The organism is Aciduricibacillus chroicocephali (assembly GCF_030762805.1).
In the GTDB taxonomy this organism is placed as follows: domain Bacteria; phylum Bacillota; class Bacilli; order Bacillales; family Amphibacillaceae; genus Aciduricibacillus; species Aciduricibacillus chroicocephali.
In genome coordinates, this window is record NZ_CP129113.1 from 911,211 (window position 1) to 931,243 (window position 20,033).

At 42.7% G+C, this 20,033-nt stretch carries 23 protein-coding genes and 1 other RNA gene; 16 read left to right on the forward strand and 8 right to left on the reverse strand.

From position 1 onward, the window contains the following. Positions 1 to 7 precede the first annotated feature (7 nt). The 4 genes from addA to ssrS all read left to right on the forward strand — a co-directional run bounded on the left by addA (position 8) and on the right by ssrS (position 4,519). Entirely contained in the window at positions 8 to 3,739 is a 3,732-nt protein-coding gene (gene addA / locus QR721_RS04770) for a helicase-exonuclease AddAB subunit AddA (protein ID WP_348029316.1), read from the forward strand. A gap of 111 nt (positions 3,740 to 3,850) precedes the next feature. Beyond that, positions 3,851 to 3,991: a small, acid-soluble spore protein L gene (locus QR721_RS04775; protein WP_348029317.1), complete on the forward strand. Its 141-nt coding sequence runs from the start codon at positions 3,851 to 3,853 to the stop codon at positions 3,989 to 3,991. Positions 3,992 to 4,000: 9 nt separating this feature from the next. After that, on the forward strand, positions 4,001 to 4,258 hold the full coding sequence (locus QR721_RS04780; RefSeq protein WP_348029318.1) for a sporulation protein: 258 nt from the start codon (positions 4,001 to 4,003) through the stop codon (positions 4,256 to 4,258). 74 nt (positions 4,259 to 4,332) lie between these two features. Continuing rightward, positions 4,333 to 4,519: non-coding RNA, 6S RNA (gene ssrS, locus QR721_RS04785), on the forward strand. A 107-nt stretch (positions 4,520 to 4,626) separates the two neighbouring features. Here ssrS and QR721_RS04790 read toward each other — a convergent pair. Further along, positions 4,627 to 5,823, reverse strand: coding sequence for an ornithine--oxo-acid transaminase (locus tag QR721_RS04790; RefSeq protein WP_348029319.1), 1,197 nt, complete (start codon positions 5,821 to 5,823; stop codon positions 4,627 to 4,629). Between the two features lie 168 nt (positions 5,824 to 5,991). Here QR721_RS04790 and QR721_RS04795 point away from each other — a divergent pair, with 168 nt between their 5' ends. Further along, positions 5,992 to 6,372 carry a DUF1516 family protein gene (locus QR721_RS04795; protein ID WP_348029320.1) on the forward strand — a complete coding sequence of 127 codons (381 nt, stop codon included), beginning with the start codon at positions 5,992 to 5,994 and terminating at the stop codon, positions 6,370 to 6,372. A 135-nt stretch (positions 6,373 to 6,507) separates the two neighbouring features. Further along, positions 6,508 to 7,971, forward strand: a complete 1,464-nt coding sequence (locus tag QR721_RS04800; protein ID WP_348029321.1) for an alpha-amylase family glycosyl hydrolase — start codon at positions 6,508 to 6,510, stop codon at positions 7,969 to 7,971. Between the two features lie 17 nt (positions 7,972 to 7,988). Here QR721_RS04800 and QR721_RS04805 read toward each other — a convergent pair whose 3' ends face one another. Together QR721_RS04805 and QR721_RS04810 are read right to left on the reverse strand one after the other, a co-directional pair. Further along, positions 7,989 to 8,864, reverse strand: coding sequence for an SDR family oxidoreductase (locus QR721_RS04805; protein ID WP_348029322.1), 876 nt, complete (start codon positions 8,862 to 8,864; stop codon positions 7,989 to 7,991). A 57-nt stretch (positions 8,865 to 8,921) separates the two neighbouring features. Continuing rightward, positions 8,922 to 9,773 carry a DegV family protein gene (locus QR721_RS04810; RefSeq protein WP_348029323.1) on the reverse strand — a complete coding sequence of 284 codons (852 nt, stop codon included), beginning with the start codon at positions 9,771 to 9,773 and terminating at the stop codon, positions 8,922 to 8,924. A gap of 108 nt (positions 9,774 to 9,881) precedes the next feature. Here QR721_RS04810 and QR721_RS04815 point away from each other — a divergent pair, with 108 nt between their 5' ends. After that, a complete protein-coding gene (locus QR721_RS04815; protein ID WP_348029324.1) occupies positions 9,882 to 10,736 on the forward strand; it encodes a YitT family protein in 855 nt (284 codons plus the stop codon). Between the two features lie 15 nt (positions 10,737 to 10,751). Then, positions 10,752 to 11,201: a hypothetical protein gene (locus QR721_RS04820; protein ID WP_348029325.1), complete on the forward strand. Its 450-nt coding sequence runs from the start codon at positions 10,752 to 10,754 to the stop codon at positions 11,199 to 11,201. A gap of 51 nt (positions 11,202 to 11,252) precedes the next feature. On the opposite strand, the gene QR721_RS04825 is transcribed toward QR721_RS04820, so the two are convergent. The 3 genes from QR721_RS04825 to QR721_RS04835 form a co-directional block, all read right to left on the reverse strand. Beyond that, entirely contained in the window at positions 11,253 to 11,516 is a 264-nt protein-coding gene (locus tag QR721_RS04825) for a NifU N-terminal domain-containing protein (protein ID WP_348029326.1), read from the reverse strand. Between the two features lie 179 nt (positions 11,517 to 11,695). Continuing rightward, positions 11,696 to 11,908, reverse strand: a complete 213-nt coding sequence (locus QR721_RS04830; RefSeq protein WP_348029327.1) for a DUF3813 family protein — start codon at positions 11,906 to 11,908, stop codon at positions 11,696 to 11,698. A gap of 152 nt (positions 11,909 to 12,060) precedes the next feature. Beyond that, positions 12,061 to 12,909 (reverse strand): Cof-type HAD-IIB family hydrolase, encoded by an 849-nt coding sequence (locus QR721_RS04835; RefSeq protein WP_348029782.1) that lies wholly within the window; start codon positions 12,907 to 12,909, stop codon positions 12,061 to 12,063. Positions 12,910 to 13,029: 120 nt separating this feature from the next. On the opposite strand from QR721_RS04835, the gene QR721_RS04840 reads away from it, so the two are divergent. From QR721_RS04840 to moaD, 5 genes are all read left to right on the forward strand, one after another. Further along, positions 13,030 to 13,803, forward strand: coding sequence for a serine aminopeptidase domain-containing protein (locus QR721_RS04840; RefSeq protein ID WP_348029328.1), 774 nt, complete (start codon positions 13,030 to 13,032; stop codon positions 13,801 to 13,803). A 62-nt stretch (positions 13,804 to 13,865) separates the two neighbouring features. Next, complete coding sequence (locus QR721_RS04845; RefSeq protein WP_348029329.1) at positions 13,866 to 14,177, forward strand: metal-sulfur cluster assembly factor; 312 nt, start codon at positions 13,866 to 13,868, stop codon at positions 14,175 to 14,177. Positions 14,178 to 14,237: 60 nt separating this feature from the next. Then, positions 14,238 to 14,774 carry a molybdopterin-guanine dinucleotide biosynthesis protein B gene (mobB, locus tag QR721_RS04850; protein WP_348029330.1) on the forward strand — a complete coding sequence of 179 codons (537 nt, stop codon included), beginning with the start codon at positions 14,238 to 14,240 and terminating at the stop codon, positions 14,772 to 14,774. A gap of 32 nt (positions 14,775 to 14,806) precedes the next feature. Beyond that, on the forward strand, positions 14,807 to 15,244 hold the full coding sequence (locus tag QR721_RS04855; RefSeq protein ID WP_348029783.1) for a molybdenum cofactor biosynthesis protein MoaE: 438 nt from the start codon (positions 14,807 to 14,809) through the stop codon (positions 15,242 to 15,244). Beyond that, positions 15,237 to 15,470, forward strand: a complete 234-nt coding sequence (gene moaD, locus QR721_RS04860; RefSeq protein ID WP_348029331.1) for a molybdopterin converting factor subunit 1 — start codon at positions 15,237 to 15,239, stop codon at positions 15,468 to 15,470. The genes QR721_RS04855 and moaD overlap by 8 nt, the downstream gene beginning before the upstream one ends. Positions 15,471 to 15,538: 68 nt before the next feature. Here the strand turns inward: moaD and QR721_RS04865 are convergent, their stop codons facing one another. Together QR721_RS04865 and QR721_RS04870 are read right to left on the reverse strand one after the other, a co-directional pair. Next, positions 15,539 to 16,351 (reverse strand): undecaprenyl-diphosphate phosphatase, encoded by an 813-nt coding sequence (locus QR721_RS04865; RefSeq protein WP_348029784.1) that lies wholly within the window; start codon positions 16,349 to 16,351, stop codon positions 15,539 to 15,541. Positions 16,352 to 16,838: 487 nt separating this feature from the next. Beyond that, positions 16,839 to 17,027 (reverse strand): DUF2929 family protein, encoded by a 189-nt coding sequence (locus tag QR721_RS04870; protein WP_348029332.1) that lies wholly within the window; start codon positions 17,025 to 17,027, stop codon positions 16,839 to 16,841. 89 nt (positions 17,028 to 17,116) lie between these two features. On the opposite strand from QR721_RS04870, the gene QR721_RS04875 reads away from it, so the two are divergent. From QR721_RS04875 to fabF, 3 genes are all read left to right on the forward strand, one after another. Beyond that, positions 17,117 to 17,659 carry a hypothetical protein gene (locus tag QR721_RS04875; protein WP_348029333.1) on the forward strand — a complete coding sequence of 181 codons (543 nt, stop codon included), beginning with the start codon at positions 17,117 to 17,119 and terminating at the stop codon, positions 17,657 to 17,659. A 121-nt stretch (positions 17,660 to 17,780) separates the two neighbouring features. Continuing rightward, positions 17,781 to 18,719, forward strand: coding sequence for a beta-ketoacyl-ACP synthase III (locus QR721_RS04880; RefSeq protein ID WP_348029334.1), 939 nt, complete (start codon positions 17,781 to 17,783; stop codon positions 18,717 to 18,719). A gap of 24 nt (positions 18,720 to 18,743) precedes the next feature. Further along, positions 18,744 to 19,982, forward strand: coding sequence for a beta-ketoacyl-ACP synthase II (gene fabF, locus QR721_RS04885; protein WP_348029335.1), 1,239 nt, complete (start codon positions 18,744 to 18,746; stop codon positions 19,980 to 19,982). Positions 19,983 to 20,033 lie beyond the last annotated feature (51 nt).

Consider the following 20,033-nt stretch of genomic DNA (forward strand, 5'->3'; position numbering starts at 1 on the left):
GGTAATCGTGGTTAAATGGACGAAAGAACAAGAAGATGCCATTTACTCGAAAGGAAGCGATATTCTTGTAGCAGCGGCGGCAGGTTCGGGGAAAACTGCTGTCTTGGTTGAGAGAATGATTCAGAAGCTGATTGATACAGATGATCCAATCAATATTGATGAGCTTCTTGTCGTAACCTTTACAAATGCGGCTGCTCAGGAAATGCGCAACCGGATTGGCGCAGCCTTGGAGAAAGCGCTAGAAGAGAATCCCGCTTCCAACCATTTGAAAAAACAACTGTCCCTTCTGCAAAGGGCGCCAATTTCCACTCTGCATTCATTCTGTCTGGAAGTAATCCGAGAGCATGCATATTTGCTGAATATCGACCCAGCTTTTCGAATAGCGGATGAGATGGAAGCCGATTTAATTAAACAAGACGTCATTGAAGAGCTGTTTGAGGAGTGGTACGGAGAAGAAACAGGTGAGGGAAATCTTTTCTTTGCAGTTATCGACAGATTTTCCGGAGACCGCAGTGATCTTGAAGTGGAAGAGCTCATAATGGATTTGTTCACATTTGCTATGCAGAGTCCAGATCCTGATAAATGGCTCGATTCTTTGAGTGAACCGTACAATATTCCAGAAGATTTCAGGGAAGAAAACTTGGCATGGCTGAATATCATGAAAGCGGAAATCAAGCTGCAATTTGACGCGATACGAGATGAAATTGGACATGCAATGAGTATTGCAGAAGAGAAAGATGGACCTTATCAGTACTGTTCTGCAATTGAACAGGATCTAGAAGGGCTGCGGGAAGCCGAGCAACTGATTGAGGACTGGGATGCGCTTCAACAGTTTATGAACGGATTTAAATTTGCAACATTGAAAAATGCGAAAGACTGTAATGAAGATAAAAAGGCGAAGACGAAAAAATTACGTGATGATTATAAAAAACGCTGGAATGACATGAAGGATTCGTGGTTTACACGATCGCTATCTCGTCAAGTTGAAGATATGCGCGTTCTTGCTCCGGTTGTAGCCAAGCTTGCAGATCTCGTGAAACAGTTCATAAAGAGATTTGAAGAGCAGAAGAGAGAAAAGGCTTTAGTTGACTTCTCTGATTTAGAACATTTTTGTTTACGAGTTTTAACGACAATAAATGAACAGACTGGAGAACGTATTCCATCCGAAACAGCACGTGGATTCCAATCGCGCTTTAAAGAAGTTCTTATTGATGAGTATCAGGACGTCAATCTCGTGCAAGAAACGATTGTTTCACTGATCAGTGATAAAGAAGGTGCCGGCAACAGGTTCATGGTTGGAGATGTTAAGCAGAGTATTTACAGATTCCGCCATGCAGAGCCGGGACTTTTTATAGGCAAGTACAAGCGCTTTGCCGAAATGGAAGATCCAGGTAAACGGATTGACCTGGCAAGTAACTTCCGCAGCCGTAAAGAGGTACTGATCGGTGCCAACTATATATTCCGTCAAGTTCTTGATGAAGAACTCGGCGAAATTGCTTATGACAAGGATGCAGAACTGATTTATGCAAATAAAATGTACGAAGTTATGCCATATCCGGAGCCATCTCCAGAGCTTGTAATTATTGACAGAGAAAAGGGAGAAGCTGCAACTTCAGGAGAAGAGACAGGAGAAGAAACATTGGCCGATCTTGAAAAGGCCCAGCTGGAAGCCCGTGCTTATGGTGAGCGTATTAAAGAATGGATTGGTCATAAAGATAGTCCTCCTCTTCAAGTGACGGACAAAAGCAATGGTTCGCAACGTGATCTGCAGTATAGGGATATTGTCATCCTGCTGCGTTCAATGACATGGGCGCCTCAGATTGCAGACGAATTGAAGCAACTTGGAATACCTGTCTATGCCGAGATTTCATCAGGATACTTTGCAGCAATCGAAATCAAGGTGATGATCAATTTACTGAAGATCATTGACAATCCAAGGCAAGATATACCTCTTGCTTCTGTATTGAAGTCTCCAATCATTGGTTTGAATGAGGACGAACTTGCACGTGTCAGGCTTGCTGATCGTAAAAACGCTCTTTACGATGCTGTTCACCAGTATATGAAATTAGAAAATGATGAAACCGCAGCTAAGCTATCTGTCTTTATGGAGAAGCTATCCAAGTTCAGGATGAGCGCGAAACAGGGAGCGCTTGCCGATCTCATTTGGGAAATTTACCGGGAGACTGGTTTCTATGACTTTGCCGGTGGTATGCCGGGAGGGAGGCAGCGTCAGGCGAATTTGCGGGCTCTTTATGATAGAGCACGGAGTTATGAACGAACATCATTCCGCGGACTTTATCGTTTCCTTCGTTTTATAGAAAGAATGGAAGAACGTGGCGATGATCTTGGTACCGCTCGTGCACTCAGTGAGCAGGAAGATGTTGTACGCATCATGACAATCCATAAGAGTAAAGGCTTGGAATTCCCGGTCGTTATCGTAGGTGCTATGGATAAGCAATTCAATATGCAAGATTTGCGTATGAAACATTCATTGCATAAAGATTTGGGCTTTGCGATGAAATACATCGACCCGGGCAAGCGCATCATTTATCCAACTCTATTCTATCAGGCAATGAATGAATTGAAGAAACGGGAAATGCTTGCTGAAGAGATGCGTGTTTTATATGTTGCTCTTACACGTGCCAAAGAGAAGCTTCTCATGGTTGGTAATGTCAATTCTTTCGAGAAAAAACGTACAAAATGGCTGAAAGCGCTGGATGAGCCTGGATGGGTGCTGCCAGTACATCTGCGAGCCAGTGCGAATTCTTATATGGACTGGGTTGCTCCTGCGCTCGCGAGACATGAGCACGGCTTTGCATTAAGAGGTGGGGATGAGGCAATTCCTCTTACCGTTCAAGGAGAAATCAGCCAGGATCCTTCCAAGTGGAAAGTGACCGTGCTGCATGCAAGCGAGCTGTCTGAAATCGAAAAAGAAGAAGAAAATATCGAAGAATTGCTGACAGATCAAATAAAAAAATGGAAAGCACTTCCCGAACATACTGAGAAAAAAGAATGGGTTGACGCTCGTCTTTCTTACGTATATCCGTACTCTGAGGCGGCAGTCACTCGGGCTAAACAATCGGTAACAGAGATTAAAAGGCAGCGGGAAATCAGGGATGAATATTCAGGAGATCAACTTGTTAAGCCATTCCGGGCCCCAATTGCTAAACGTCCAAAATTCATGCAGGAAAAAAAGGAGCTGTCGGCAGCAGAGAGAGGGACCGCTCTTCATACTGTCATGCAGCATATCCCACTTGACCGCAATATGACAACTTCTGAAATCATGGCTTTCGCTGAGGAACTTGTCACGAAAGAGATTCTTACTGAAGAATCTGCCGAAGCGGTGGATTATACTGCAATCGAACAGTTTTTCCAAACAGATATCGGAAAAATGATGCTGAGTGCAACTCAAGTACAAAGAGAAATTCCCTTCAGTCTAAGCTTACCTGCAGAGGACGTCTATGCGAAATGGACTGGGGATGGAAAAGAGCGGGTACTTGTACAAGGGATTATCGACTGTGCCATACCTGCAGAGGACGGATCCTGGATTATTCTCGATTATAAAACTGACGAAATTCATGGCGAGATAACACCAGCTTTGGAACAAAAATTGTGGAAGCGTTATGCGACACAACTTGAACTGTATAAAACTGCAATTGAACAAATTTGGAAAATACCAGTGAAAGAAGTATGCCTTTATTTTTTCAGCAAGCAGATGCTCCTCAAACAATCTTTATAAAGAATAGATTGCCTCGGAATCCCAATCGGGAGAATCCGAGGCTTTTCAATGTTGGAAAAGGGATGCATTTTCTGTAGATGGGACAAACTAGCATGCAGGAGGTGAGCCCGAATGAATGAACAGAATCCAGAGATTAAAAAGAAAAGAACCGTAAGCAGTCTGAATCCTCAAGGTCTTACAGAAGATGAGAAGGATCATTCCCCTAAGTCGGTATTGGAAGACCGCGCGAAGAAAAAAAACACAAAAATCTAATGGAAGCAGGTGGCGGCAATCGAATCCTCATTGCTCTATTTGAAGGAATCCATGGATATGTACAGGGATAACCCTCTTTGCGAGAGCATTTTCCGCAAGCTTGAAGCGAAGGATTATGAGACGGAGAGTGCATTCATAACAGAACTGACAGATGAAGAAATCTCCTATTTGAATGCCCTCGTGCGCAAAGAATTGCGGTATGCAAATGATGCCGTGGACCGTACTCGATTCAATCAATTGAACGATATTTATGAGTTACTATACTAGTCGGAGTACATCGTAGGAAATATTATTTTTTTCGTGCCCATTGTTTTTTGATTCGTTTTGCAGTATTATATAAACATAAGCTGCGATGTGCGTATTCAACTAAGTTTTAACCTCTAATGGTTAGTTCGGGAGTTTAAGATTGAAACTGGAATGTCGTGCCGTGCAAGAGAGGCGGAAGACAGGAACGTTTCTGCAAACACCCACCTGGTGAAAAGGTGGTTTAAAACTTCGTATAAAGAGTACGGCAATTGTGGCTCATCCTATGAATATTCAAAGGCGGGTATCTTTTTAGATGCCGGTCTTTTTTGTTTTACTGTCAAAAAAGCCTGGAGAAGACATTATGTACTTAGTCTTCTCCAGGCTTTTTCTTATTTATTATCTAGAACTTCGTAAATCCGCTCTATTGCCCAGTCCATTTGATCTTTCGTAATTGTAAGTGGCGGAGCGAATCGAATGACACTGTCATGTGTTTCCTTTGCGAGTAAACCATGATTCATTAGCTCTTCACATATGCCTCGCGCATCACAATCAAACTCCATACCAATCATAAGACCCTTTCCTCGGATTTCTTTAATATGAGAATTACGGATTTCATACAGTTTTTCCTTCAAGTATTGGCCTAATTCCAAAGCTCGATCAGGGAGCTGCTCATCTTCTATTACCTCTAGAGCAGCAATGGAAACTGCACATGAGAGCGGATTGCCGCCAAAGGTGGACCCATGAGAACCAGGGGTGAAAACGCCGAGTATTTCTTTGCTGGATACGACAGCTGATATCGGCATTACACCGCCACCGAGCGCTTTTCCAAGGAGATACATGTCAGGAACAGCGTCTTCCCAGTCACAGGCGAACAGTTTACCAGTACGGCCTAGACCAACTTGTATTTCATCTGCAATGGAGAGGATATTTTCTTCTTTGCAAAGTTCAATGGCGTCACGAACATAGCCTTCTGGAGGAACAATGACACCAGCTTCACCCTGAATCGGTTCAAAGAGGAATGCCGCAGTATTTTTATTGATAGCCTCTTTTAAGGCTTCGAGATCACCATACGGAACCACTTTAAATCCAGGCAAGAGAGGTTCATAACCCCGTTTGTTCTCTGTATTGGAGGATAGCGATACAGGCACCATCGTCCGCCCATGGAAGTTATCCGTGCATGCTATGATTTCTGCCTTGCCAGGTTCAACGCCCTTCACTTCATATGCCCAGCGCCTTGCTGCTTTTATAGCTGTTTCTACAGCCTCCGCTCCTGTATTCATCGGGAGAGCCATCCCTTTGTTACAGAGCTTGCAGAGTCGATCATACCAAAGGGAGAGAGAAGCATTGTGAAAAGCACGTGATGTAAGCGTCACTTTGTCGGCCTGGTCTTTCAGTGCCTGGATAATTCTCGGGTGTCTATGACCCTGATTGACAGCGGAATAAGCGCTGAGGAAATCCATATAACGGTTGCCCTCGGGATCCTCAGTCCAAACACCTTCCGCTTTTGTGATTACAACAGGAAGTGGGTGATAGTTCTTCGCTCCGAATTCCTGATCCAAACCGATCAATTCTTCGCTTGTATGCATGGAAATTCCTCCTTTATGGTGTTATATGACGATTGTGCCTACCATGTTCGATTTCACAAATCTTCTGGCGTGAAACCCTTTTACATGAAATAAAGAAGGGCGCATGATAAGATATGAGAAAATCAGATTGCTGATTTCTTTAAAATATGAATTGAAAGGAGTATGAATATGACAACTCACTTGCATATTACTGCATGGGCACTTGCGATTATTCTGCTAATCATTACAATTGCTCTTTACAGAAAAGGGAATATGAAAGGCGGCAAGATTGCGCATATGATTCTTCGTCTTGATTATTTGCTGATTTTGTATTCGGGCGGATCTCTCCTTACATATTTGCTGACGCATAATTTCAGTGCATATGGATCTTCCCTTGTGCCAGAAGTTATCGTCAAGGCACTTGCTGGACTGTGGGTCATCGTTGCAATGGAGCTCATCGCTGTGAAAACAGGGAAAGGCAAATCTGCAAAAGGGCCATGGATTCAACTTGTCATTGCCTTGATTATTACACTTATTCTTGGATTCGGCCGCCTGCCACTCGGTGTCTGAAGAAAAAAACCATTCCAGCAAGAAGCCGGAATGGTTTTTTCGTGAACAAATTAGCAATCTTTCCAATCTCTTGTTGCAACATCCAAGATTTGCATGAATAATGTAAGCATGATTTGCAATTAGGGGGAGAGCAGATTGTCTTTTAAAAAATATATAGCCGGTTTTGCTATGTCTATCCTACTGCTTGCAGGAGTACCAGAAGCTGCAGCTGCAAGTGGGATTCAGAATGAGACGATATATCGCATACTCGTTGACAGATTTAATAATGGCACACCTGCAAATGATGGAGATGCAAATGTAAATGATCCGAATGATTTCCATGGCGGTGATTTGAAAGGGGTTACAAACAAGCTTGATTTAATTGAATCACTTGGCATGACAACAATCATTCTGTCGCCAATCATGAAGAATGCGAAAAGAGGCTACCATGGGTATTGGACTGAGGATTTTACAAAAATTGATCCGCATTTCGGAAATAAGCAGGATTGGAAAGATCTAGTAGAAAAAGCACATAAGAAAAATATTAAAGTCATTCTGGAATTTGCTCCGAGTTACATAGCGAAATCAAATGCAATTGCAAAGGATCCAAAAAAGAGCATCTGGTTCAAAGCGGAAACACCAAAAGGCAGAGAAAAATGGAAGGACCAGACTTTCGCTCTTGATTTGGACAATCCAGAGGCAGCGCAAATGTTAAAGATGGCAGGTGGGCAATGGATTGAAGACGGAGCGGATGGTTTTCTCATTCACGATGCCTCTTCAGTTTCACAAAAGTTCCTTAAAGAATTCGCCCGAGAAATGAAAAAGAAAAAACCAGAATCCTATATTTTAGCAGATAACACAAGTGGTGCTGGAAAAACACTAAAGGATTTACCTGGGATTGATGCAGTTCTGGATGAAAGTGTAAGCAGACAGTTTGATCAGTCGTTTGGTAAGCTATCTGGACATTTACCGGATAAAGCATTTAAAGAAAATACGATATTACATATAGATGGACCTGAACAAGAAAGATTTGGCCAGATTGCGGGGGAGAATGGGCGTAATGCTGCAACAGCCTGGAGATTGGCGCTAGCCTATATGTACACCGCACCAGGAGTACCAATGATTTTCCAAGGTTCTGAACTGCCAATGTACGGTAAGAAGCTTTCTGAAGTGCAACAGCTCGTTAATTTTAACAGTGGGGATCCGGATTTGAAGGAGGATTTTGAAAGGCTTGGAGCGTTAAGAAAGCAATTCAAAGTTCTGCAAACCGGAAAATTTGAACTCATTTCGAACAAGGATAGCATGTATGTGTTCAAACGTTGGGATGAAAAAGACATCATTTATGTTGCAATCAATAATGATAAACGATCCCATGCTGCAGTCATTAAAGATTTAGAAGAAGGCAGGCAGTTGAAAGGATTAATTGGGGACAATCTTGTCCGTGCTGATGAAAACAGTGATTATACGCTAACGCTGCCTCGTGAGACAGCTGAAATCTATGTGGTAAGTGAAGACAAAGGTATTAACTGGGCACTTATTATATTCATTATCGGTGTGATGGTTGTCTTCGTTGGGGCAATTATCATATTAAGCCGCAAACAAAAAAGGCACGCATCTTGATGCGTGCCTCCTTCAAGTCAGCCATTTACAATTGCTCCGCCGTTTACGTGGATGACTTGGCCAGTGACGTAGCTTGAATCCTCGCTGGCGAGATACACATAAGCTGGTGCAAGTTCCATCGGTTGGCCAGGTCGTTTCATCGGTACATTTTTTCCAAATTCACGGACTTTATCTTCATCGAATGTTGAAGGAATGAGCGGTGTCCAAATCGGTCCTGGAGCAACACCGTTAACTCGAATTCCTTTCTCGACAAGCTCCTGGGAAAGTGAACGTGTGAAGGATGTGATTGCGCCTTTTGTGGAAGAATAATCAATCAGTTCTTCACTGCCTCTATAAGCTGTAATTGAAGTAGTATTGACAATTGTACTTCCTGACTTCAAGTGTGGAAGAGCGCTTCTCGTCAAGTACATCATTCCGAATATATTCGTTCGGAATGTCTGTTCAATCTGATCAGGCTTCACATCAAGGAATTTATCCTGCGGGTGCTGTTCACCAGCATTATTGATCAGAATATCAAGCTTGCCGAGTTCTGAAACAGTTTTCTCCACGGCAGAATCACAGAAGGAAGGATCACCAATATCTCCTTGGATAAGAAGGCATTTGGAACCAGCATCTTCGACGAGCTGTTTTGTCTTTTTGGCGTCTTCCATCTCTTCTTCAAGGTGGATAATTGCAACATCGGCACCTTCTTTGGCAAAATAGATGCTTACAGCGCGACCAATTCCGCTGTCACCGCCAGAGATAAGTGCTACTTTATTTTTAAGTTTGTCACTGCCCTTATAGCCTTCACGGATGTATTCTGGCTTAATTTCCATATTGGCTTCAATGCCAGGCTGACTGTTTAGTTGTTCAGTATGGTTTTCCAGTTGTTTGCTTTTGTTCTCGGATGTCATTCTATAGCCCTCCATCATTATTGGAATCACTAAAGAATGTACCCGTAAAACATGGAGTTAATCCTTCAAAAAGAAAAGAGCCAAAGTACCAGGGCCCGAATGAGCTCCGATTACGGCGCCGACCATTTCAATGACAATGTCTTTTACATTGTGTTTGTCCCGGATCATTTCCGCGAGCTGCTCGGCTCTTTCGCGGCAGTCCCCATGACTGATTGCGATTGTTTGTCCTTCAAGATTATGAGAGCGTTCTTCCATTACTTCGACCATGCGGCCGAGGACACGTTTCGTTCCGCGGATTTTTTCCCGAGGGACGAGCTTGCCATCCTCCATATCGAGAAGGGGTTTGATTTTGAGCATAGTACCGATGAATGCGGCTGTCTTAGATACACGTCCGCCACGGTACAGAAATTCCAAGTCATCCACGGTGAAAATATGCTCCATCCGAGCAGACTGATCAATCCCGTGCTTAATGATTTCACTGGCATCCATACCTTCAGCAGCCATCTGTCCGGCTTTTAACACGATAAGACCGTAGCCCAGAGAGGCGCATTTCGTATCAATGATGTGAAGATCTGCCTCAGGATATTTTTCTTTCGTTTGTTGTTCAGCCAACTTTGCAGTGGAAAAAGTACCCGAAAGGCCAGATGAGAAGGCGAAGTAGATTAGGGTTTCATCCTCCTTGGCAGCTTCCTGGAAGATGGTAAGGAAAGTCTGCAATGAGACCTGTGCCGTCTTAATGATTTCTCCTTTGCGCATGGCACTATATACTGTCTCTGGTGAGATATCCACCTGATCTTTGTATTCAGCATTATCATACTGAACGGTTAGTGGCAGTACTTCAACAGGTAAACCGGCAAGACGCTCAGGAGGCAGGTCGCATGCAGAATCTGCAAGAATTCGAATTGTCATAGGAGACACCGTCCATTTCAATTAAGTTTTAACAATAAGTTTATGAGGAATCGCAGGCTTAGTCAAAGTTTAATAAGCCAGTGACTTTAGCATCAAGGAGGAAACATCATGTTTTTTATTGAAGCACGGAGAATTGCTGTTGTCATTCTCGGTTCGCTGTTTGGAGCAGTAGCTCTTAATTTCTTCATGATTCATGCGAATATTTATGCGAGTGGCGTAACAGGTGCGGCCCAGTTGCTTGCAAGTATTTTTAAAGATTATGTTGGAATTCATATTACGACAGGTATTCTTGTTCTGCTGCTCAATATTCCAATTGCCATTCTTGGCTGGTTTAAAGTAGGAAAGGGTTTTACTATTTACAGTTCTATTTCAGTCCTGTTTCTAACATTGTTCCTGGAGATCATTCCAACAATGGAACTTTCTCACGATATTATTCTGAATGCAGTGTTTGGTGGAGTGGTAAGTGGAATTGGCATTGGCATAACACTTAAAGTCGGTGCTTCCACAGGCGGAATGGATATTATCGCCATGCTTCTTTCAAGGATGAAGGACAGGCCGATTGGGACTTATTTTCTTCTATTGAACGGTTTGATCATTCTGCTTGCAGGGGTCTTGTACAAGCCGGAGAATGCGCTATATACACTCGTTACGCTATACGTCTCAACACGAGTCATTGACGCGATTCATACGCGCCACGAAAAGGTTACGGCAATGATTATTACCCACCGTGCTGAAGAACTAAAGTCCGCTATTCATGAAAAGCTGATACGGGGAATTACAATCTTGCCGGCAAAAGGTGCCTATACAAACGAAGACAAAAACATGCTATATCTCGTTATAACACGTTATGAACTATATGATTTGGAACGAATTATTAGTGAAGTCGATCCAAATGCCTTCACAAACGTAGTACAGACAACCGGCATATTCGGCTTCTTCAGAAAAGATGATAAAGCAATATAAATGGGGGAGAGAAGGATGAAAAAATGGTTGCTATGTATAGCTTTGACTGGTGCAATTCTGAACGGTTGCAGTGACAAAGAAAATGCGACTGAGCCAGATGATGCAGCTGAGCAGGATACGGTTGTTAAGCCTCAGACAGAGGAGCTAGTGCCAACCGGGTTTAAGGACATCCAATTTAATAAAGATCAAGAAAACATTTATGTGAAAGGTGAGGCAAAGGCGGAGAATGGCATTTTCTATTACAAAGTGGAAACACAAGAAGGCAAGGAACTGCTGCCTGAGAAGGAAATAAAGCTGGCTCACTCGCATGCTTACTTGCCCTACAAATTAAAACTTGATCGCAATAAGCTTAATGCAGACAAGGTCGTCATTTTACGAATGTACAGTAAAAATGACAAAGGAAAACCAACAGATCAAAATTATTTTCCAATTGAACAAGATAAAATTGAATTAAAAAAGCAGTGAGTATAAAGAAATAAGGGACAGCCGGATTAAACCGAGGCTGTCCCTTATTTTTTAATACCCGTGAGCTTCGAATACTTTCTCAACTTCGGGTGTCAATTGATCCCATTCGATATCAAAGTCTTTATTAACAGTAATAAAGTTCTGATAGCCGAAAACGTTGTCTACACCTTCAATTTTCAAAAGATCATTCAAAATTTCATGTTCGCTCGTTTCGCCAGCTTTCACAGATATACTGCCATCGCCCTGGAAAATGAGCTTGTCCGTAGTAAATTTAATTGCGTTTGGATTTGGAGTTACTTCAGCTCTTACGCCCATTGTATTTGGATACCTCCCATTACATGCTGAATCAATCATATCAGAAACCGAAAGAATACTAAAGCTCTATGTACCCCTCTTCCTTGCAAATGGAAGAGGGGGGTGATGCAATCCCGTTTCATCCCCTGAATGAATTGGCAATTGCCTTGTTTCTACCTATCCCTGGATGGCTGCCGGACTTATGAAAACTGGTCTGACTGATCGTTCAGCAAACCACGGCTTTGCAATGTCTGCTCAAGCTCCTGAAGATGACCTTTTTCTTCTTCAGTTGCATTTGAATAAGCTGCTTCAATTGCCTTTTGTGTAGCGTGCTTTTCAGCATCATTTGCATTGCCGTTTTTTGAATTCAGATTTGTAATCATTTCACGTGCTTGATCAAACATGTTGTCCATGATGAAGCCTCCTTTTTATTGGAAAACCTTCTTTTATTGCTTCATGCTGGATGAGGCAAAAAAAGAAGTGAACGCTTTTTCGGGTTTCTCCCTTGCGCTCACTTCTATTATGGGGTTGTACTTGATCAAGTATGAAAGGAAATTGCCGGCAATCATGTTGTTCTTACTTTTAAGCTGAGATAATCGGATAAAAAGATGCCGATGCCATCCTGTTCATTTGTCAGGGTAACCTGCCCGGCAATTGACTTAAGCTCATCAATCGCATTGCCCATTGCTACGCCTACACCAGCATATTCAATCATCTCAAGATCATTGTCCTCGTCGCCAAAGGCAATAATCTGCTCACGAGGTATGTTGAAATAATCGGCAACTTGTTTAAGGCCGACTGCTTTATTAATACCTTTGCGAACAATTTCAATAATATTCCATGGCGCTCCCCAATTGCGATGTTCAACAAGTTCTGCATGTTCATTATTCAACTCTGAACGCAAATCATCAACAGTTGCCATATTTGGGTGGATTAATATTGAAGTTGGATCTTCTTGCAGCTGTTGCTTGAGATTACCAATGTAGAACGGTTCATTCTCCCTCATGCTTTCAGGGAGGGAAGAACGGAAAATATCGAGGATTGCTTCGTCATACTGGTCGAGGTAGACGTTGTCCTGGATTTCTGCAAGGATGTTGCGTACATTCACTTCATGACAAGAATCAACAATCTTCAATGCAGTGTCTACAGGTAATGGTGTATGGGAAATTTTCCAATGTTTATCAAAGGGGTTGTGAACGAGAGCGCCATTGAAATTGATCATTGGCGTTTCAAGCCCTAATGCTTCATAATATTGAATACTCGCCCGATGCGGTCTGCCGGTGGCAATGACGACGACATGACCTGCTTCCTTGGCTTCAAAGATCGTTTGTTTCGTCTGACTACTGATTGTTTTTTCATCTGTAAGCAACGTACCGTCAAGATCAAGTGCGATTAAATGTCTGGACTTCACTATTTACTCACCTCACAAATGGATTGTACCATTCTGATAAGGTTTCGTATAATGATTTGGTATGAATGGTGAAGCAATTATCCTGCAATTTACAAAACATTAACAGCAGAAAGGATTTTTACGATGCTCGTCATTCAAGATATTGAAATTAAAGAAGTCCCGTGCCTCGTGATTGAAAATTCCGTTGATGTCGGTAAGCCGCTTCCGCTGTTTGTTTATCATCATGGTTTCCAAAGTGCGCGTGAGCACAGCCTGCCTATCGGATATATGCTTGCAAATAAAGGATTTCGTGTCATATTGCCGGATGCATTGCACCATGGTGTTCGTGAAAATGGAATCAATGCTTTTGAACGAAGTCTCGCTTTTTGGGATATCGTAATGAAAAACGTTGAGGATACGAAATTAATTTACGACTATTATCAAAAGCAAAATTTGATTGAGAACAAACAATTTTTTGTGGCAGGTACAAGCATGGGAGGCATTACAACAGCAGCAGCTCTTGTGGCACATGACTTCATTACTGGAGCCGGCCTCTTGATGGGGACTGCGATGCTTGGGTCATATGCTGAACTGCTTGGTGAGCGTGTACGAAAAGAGGGGGCGAGGATTGCAGATTCCGAACTCGAGGCGGCACACCAAATGATTTTGCCATTTGATTTGTCTGGTCAACTTGAGAAGCTTAACAGACGTCCACTGTTCATCTGGCATGGAGAAAAAGATTCGGTCATCCCATTTTCATTTGCGAAAGAGTTTTATGAAAAGGCGAAGGAATACTATCCAGATAATGGTGAAATTACTTTTATGAAGGCACCAGGTGTCGGACATAAAGTGAATAGGGCTGCTATGCTTGCGGCCGCAGACTGGTTCGGCTCTTTCATATCGAAAGACAAAAGGTGAAAAATTTTTCAAAATATGCAATACTATGTTTAAATCATTGAAGGTTGAAAAGGAGGATGTACATGAGTAAGGAACTTGAAGAAAATATTATGGGTGCTCTCGAAAACGTAATTGACCCGGAACTCGGTATTGATATTGTCAATCTTGGTCTTGTATACGGTGTTTCTATTAATGAAGAGGGCTTCTGCACAGTGACAATGACACTGACATCAATGGGCTGCCCGCTTGCTGGCCATATTGAAGCTGACATCCGACGCGCGCTCGCGGATATTCCCGAAATCAAAGAATTGAAAGTGGAGATTGTCTGGAATCCGCCATGGGGTAAGGACAAGATGTCCCGCTATGCAAAAATCGCACTGGGCATTCCTGATTGATCTGACTTAAAAGCTGGTTCCATATGTGAACCGGCTTTTTTAATTAGAGAGGTTTCTAAAATGGAAAGAAAGGGTATGAAAATGGTTAGAGGTAAAATTCCTGTTTTCCAAATTGTCGGTTACAAGAACTCCGGCAAGACAACATTAATGGAATGGCTTGTTGAGCAGCTTGCATTATCCGGCATACGAGCTGGGACAATTAAGCACCATGGGCATGGAGGCAAACCTGCTCGATCGGAGAACACCGATTCCTCTCGATTCCTCAAAGCTGGAGCGGATTGTTCTGCGGTAGTCGGAGATGGAGAATGGCAACTCATTCTTTCTGAGTCGATGCCCCTAACCCTTGAGCAAATGATTGAAATGCAGAAAATGCTCGGTGCCGATCTCATCTTGATTGAAGGATTTAAAAATGAACATTATCCTAAGATTGTAATGTTGCGCGGAGAAGGAGATATGCAACTGCTTCAGTTAGATAATGTGATTGGTGCTGGCGGATGGCAACGGCCGAGTCTGAGCAATGAAGAGTTACTTGCATTCTCTTTGGAAAACTTTGAGGAATATAGTAAGGACGTAATGGAATTATTGATGAGCAGGTGAACAAGTTGGACAAATTATTTTGGATTTCTGATATGCCCATAGATTCGGGTGAAGTTATTAATAAGGTCGTACGTCCTGAAGCTGGAGCGGTTAGTACTTTCATTGGGATCGCCCGTGAATTCACAAAAGGGAAACGGACACTTTTTCTCGAGTATGAGGCTTATGTGCCAATGGCTGAGAAGAAGCTTGCTGAGATTGGCAAGGAGATAAATGAGCGCTGGCCGGATGCTAAAACTGCAATTGCTCATAGAGTAGGCAGACTGGACATTTCTGATATTGCAGTTGTTATTGCAGTATCAACACCTCACAGGGCGGATGCTTTTGAGGCGAGTCGTTATGCGATAGAGCGGATTAAGGAAATGGTACCGATTTGGAAACGAGAGAATTGGGAAGATGGAACAGAATGGCTCGGTGACCAGCTGGAAAAAGTCGCTGGAGAACCAGGGAAGGAGTCGGCTGGAAGTGATTGAAGTCTTGTTTTTTGCTGGTTTAAAAGAGGAAGCCGGAATGGCCAGTATGCAAGTCGATGCTATCGGAATGACTGTTGAGGAAATGTGTGAGAAGTATTTAGTTAAGCTGAACTTGCCAAGTCTTGACAAGGCTATGACAGCAATTAATGAAGAATACGCACCAGGCTCTGCAGTACTTAATTCTGGTGATGTCGTTGCCTTTATCCCGCCTGTAAGCGGTGGTTAAGAAATAGAAAAAAACACCCGTAGATGTTCTCGCATATTAAGCGGGAATATTCATCGGGTGTTTTTTGATTAGAGGAAAATAATAACGAGAATTCCGGCAATAAAGCAGTAATATGAGAAGTATTTTAAATTTCCTTTTGCCATCACATTCATAAACCATCTCAATGCAAAATAAGAAGCAATGAGAGAAGCAGCAAAAGCTATAGCATACGGAATTGCCAGTATGCTGAAGTTCGGATCATTTACAATGTCTTTAGCTGAAAGAATCGTAACACCGAGACTTACTGGAATGTACAGCAGGAAGGAAAAACGAAGTGCAGTTTCCTGTTTCATTCCAAGCAGCATGGCAGCAACAATTGTTGCTCCTGAACGGCTGATTCCTGGAATTAAGGCGATCGTTTGGGCCAGTCCGATTATAATTGCATCTTTTGCTTTCAGGTCACCGTCATTTTTGCGGCCGCGCAGATTACGAATCGTCCATAACGCAACTCCCGTAATGAGCAGAGTCACTCCTACGATTGTAACCCCTGCAAGTCGAGCGCTTATGTAGTCTTCAAGAAGTATTCCGAAGACACCGGTTGGAATGGTCGCCAAAGCTAAAAATAGCACGAACCGAAAATTGGACTTGTCCGCCTTGTTGCGTGTAAAAATGTATCGAAGAAAACCTGCAGCAAGGCGCAGAATATCCTGTCGATAAATAATCAACACTGCAATTAGCGATGCGAAGTTCACAAGAATTTCGAAGCTTAGGCCTTCGATATTGACACCGAATATTTTTTTGAAAATCACGATATGGCCACTTGATGAAATTGGGATTGGTTCTGTAAAACCTTGAATGGCACCAAGTACCAGGAATTTGATCAGGATCCAAAGATCAGAAATTGATTCCATATTAGACACTTCCTTTTCTGCTTCGTTTGCCAATGTCACCTTTTCTGGGCACTTTCATAGGATGCTCTTGTAAAAGGGGAACTGAGGCGTGAAATACAATCATCAATAAATGTACGATTTATACAGCCGGCATATGCATGTTTATGTATTAGCGGAGATGAAAGGTGGCTCCATGTTTAATGGGGTCGTAACTGGTTTTGACGATGAAATGTGTACCTTGCTCTGCCTTATGGACCAGCTGAAGACGAGATGCGTAATGATACCGCAGATAACAGACCGTTCGGCTGGGGCCCCCAATACCCTATTACAATCCTTTCGGCTAAGGATATTCGCCAGGTTGGTATGGCTGTGGACAGCAGGCTGATACTTCCTCTTGCTGGGCTGTTGCACTGAGTTTATTGCCATGGTACTAACTAAAACAATCCTTGCCTTTTATGAGAAAAAAGGCAAGGATTGTTTTAGTTTCTTAACATATAATTTACAAAGTTTCTGACTTGCTGCTGTCACCGAGAATACCTTCACCGACAATGAAGACAGTGAGTGAAATGACAGCTACCATTGCAAACATCAGTACAAAACTGAACTCCTGTCCGCCCATAGCGGTCAGCATGTAAGAGATGGCACTGCCAATGGCTATTCCCCAGATCAGTGTCATAATATATCTCATCTAAAACACCTCATTTGAAATGTCTGACTAAATATGAGTTTACCACGATTGAAGTTAAATCGAAAGCGGTTATTGAAAGGGTGGGCTTGATGAATATTTATATTGACAATTGCTACAGCTGGGTTGGCTATCATATAGCGAATGACTTTCTAGAGCATGGATGGACAGTATGTAGCCAAAACATGCCGAGAAATGAGGGGGAAGATCATCTGGCAATGTTCCTTGGACGTAACAGCCGCTTCCACTCTGATGATTTTATTGAAAATCCCGATGCCCGGATTTTAATTGAGACCGAATGTTCAGAAGAACCATCACTTACCGTGCTGGCAAACGAAAGAAAATGGCACATCAGTTGCCCTTTTCTAATCGGGGAATGGATGCCGTTAGATGGAGATCATCTGTACAATGGCTGCGAATCAGAATTAGTGTATACATGTGAACTTTCAGATTTTCTTAGACAATCATTGAACGGGAATCTTCCTAACGGGCATGTACAGTTTATTTCAAGGCACTCAAAAAGAGTTCCACTCGATTGTTCCGGTGTAGCGGTATCATTATCAGAACTGGCTCCTGAAGAAAAACTGATGAAAGTGAAAGACCATTTTAACCGATTTCGCCACCTGTATATATAAACAAAGAGAGAAACGATTATGATTGCAAGTTCAAAATAAATACATTAAAATTAGTACCAAGTCTTAATATGCACTCTAATACAATGTAATTTATATAGAATAGTTCTAAGGGGATGTATAAATGGGAGTCGGATTGCTCGGTACAGGTTATTACGTACCGCCAAAGATATTGACCAATAAAGATTTAGAGAAAATTGTAGAAACGAATGATGAATGGATTCAAACGAGGACAGGTATCAAAGAACGTCGAATTGCAGCAGACGATGTGACAGCAGCAGACATGGCATATGATGCAGCAGTCCAGGCATTGGAAAATGCAGAAGTGAAAGCTGAAGAGTTGGACATGATTCTCGTTGCTTCCATAACTGGTGAATCTTCTACACCGTCAATTGCATGTATTCTCCAGGACCGCCTTGGAGCTTTTGGCGCATCAGCAATGGATATCAATGCAGCATGCTCAGGGTTTCTCTATGCTGCTGTGACAGCTTACCAGTTCATTGCTGCGAAAACATATAGTAAGATTCTGATCATTGGTACAGAAAAACTTACAAAAATTACGGATTGGGAAGATCGCAATACATGCATTCTCTTCGGTGACGGAGCCGGTGCTGCTGTAATGGGTGAAGTTTCTGATGGAAAAGGAATTCTTTCCTTTGATCTTGGAGCGAACGGAACCGGTGGCAAGCACTTGTATGAAAGTGATAGAGGCTACCTCGTTCAGAACGGCCGGGAAGTATTCAAATTTGCAGTTAGACAGATGCCTGACTCTGTAGAAAAAGTTATCGATAAAGCCGGACTCGGAAAGGAAGAAGTCGATTTTCTCGTTCCGCATCAAGCGAATATCCGTATCATGGAAGCGGCACGTCAGAGAATTGGAATTCCGGAAGAAAAAATGGCACAATCGATTAGGAGATATGGAAATACATCGGCAGCATCAGTTCCAATCGCTCTTGCTGAAGAAGTGGAAAAAGGCAACATTAAAGATGGAGATCTAATCATTCTTGTCGGTTTTGGCGGAGGATTGACATGGGGATCCCTCGCTATGCGTTGGGGCCGGTAATCATAAGATTCAGGAGGAACATTCATGGAAAAAAACAGAGTAGTAATTACAGGAATCGGTGCTATTACACCGCTTGGCAATGATGCAAAAACATTATGGAATAATTTGCAGGAAGGCAAATCGGGAATCGATTACGTAACTCGTATAAATCGTGAAGATTTTCCAGTTAGCGCTGCTGCTGAAGTAAAAGACTTCGATCCAACGCTTTATATGGATAAAAAAGATGCGAAGCGTATGGATTTGTTCACTCAGTATGCTGTGGCAGCTGCGAAGATGGCTGTTGAGGATGCAAAACTAGTCATTGATGACTCTAATGCTGACCGTATTGGCGTATGGATTGGTTCTGGTATCGGTGGAATGCAGACTTTGGAAACACAGCACCAGAATTTCATGGAAAAGGGCTATCGTCGAGTCAGCCCATTCTTCGTACCGATGATGATTCCGGATATGGCTGCAGGGCAAGTCTCTATCCAGCTAGGAGCAAAGGGTATTAATTCTTGCTCAGTAACAGCATGTGCTTCAGGTGCGAATTCAATTGGGGATGCTTTCAAAGCGATTCAGCGCGGTGATGTAGATTGCATGATTGCAGGCGGTACAGAAGCACCTTTGACAAACATGGCATTCGCTGGTTTCTCCACAGCAAAGGCACTTACTTTCAATGAAAATCCATCGAAAGCGAGCCGACCTTTTGATTTGAACCGTGATGGTTTTGTTATGGGCGAAGGAGCGGGGATTCTCGTTCTTGAAAAACTTGATGATGCACTTAAGCGCGGAGCTCATATTTATGCTGAAATCATCGGTTATGGTGCAACAGGAGATGCTTATCATATTACAGCTCCTGCAGAAGGCGGAGAAGGTGCTGCTCGTGCAATGAACCAAGCACTTTCAGACGGTGGAATCAGCCCTGAGCAGGTTGATTACATCAATGCTCACGGGACAAGCACGAACTTGAATGATAAATACGAAACAATGGCGATTAAAACTGTATTTGGTGATTATGCATACAAGCTTGCAGTTTCATCAACTAAATCAATGACCGGGCACTTGCTTGGAGCGGCAGGCGGCATCGAAGCTGTCATTTCCGCAAAAGCAATTGAAGATGGCATTATTCCGCCAACAATCAATTATGATACTCCAGATCCAGAGTGTGATCTTGATTACGTTCCAAACGAGGCGCGCAAACAAAAGCTTGATGTTGTTTTGAGCAACTCACTCGGTTTTGGTGGACATAACGTATCTTTGTTGTTTAAGAAGTACGAATAGAATCTTGAAGGCTGTCTGTTTATACAGACAGCCTTTTTTAATGTATGATTC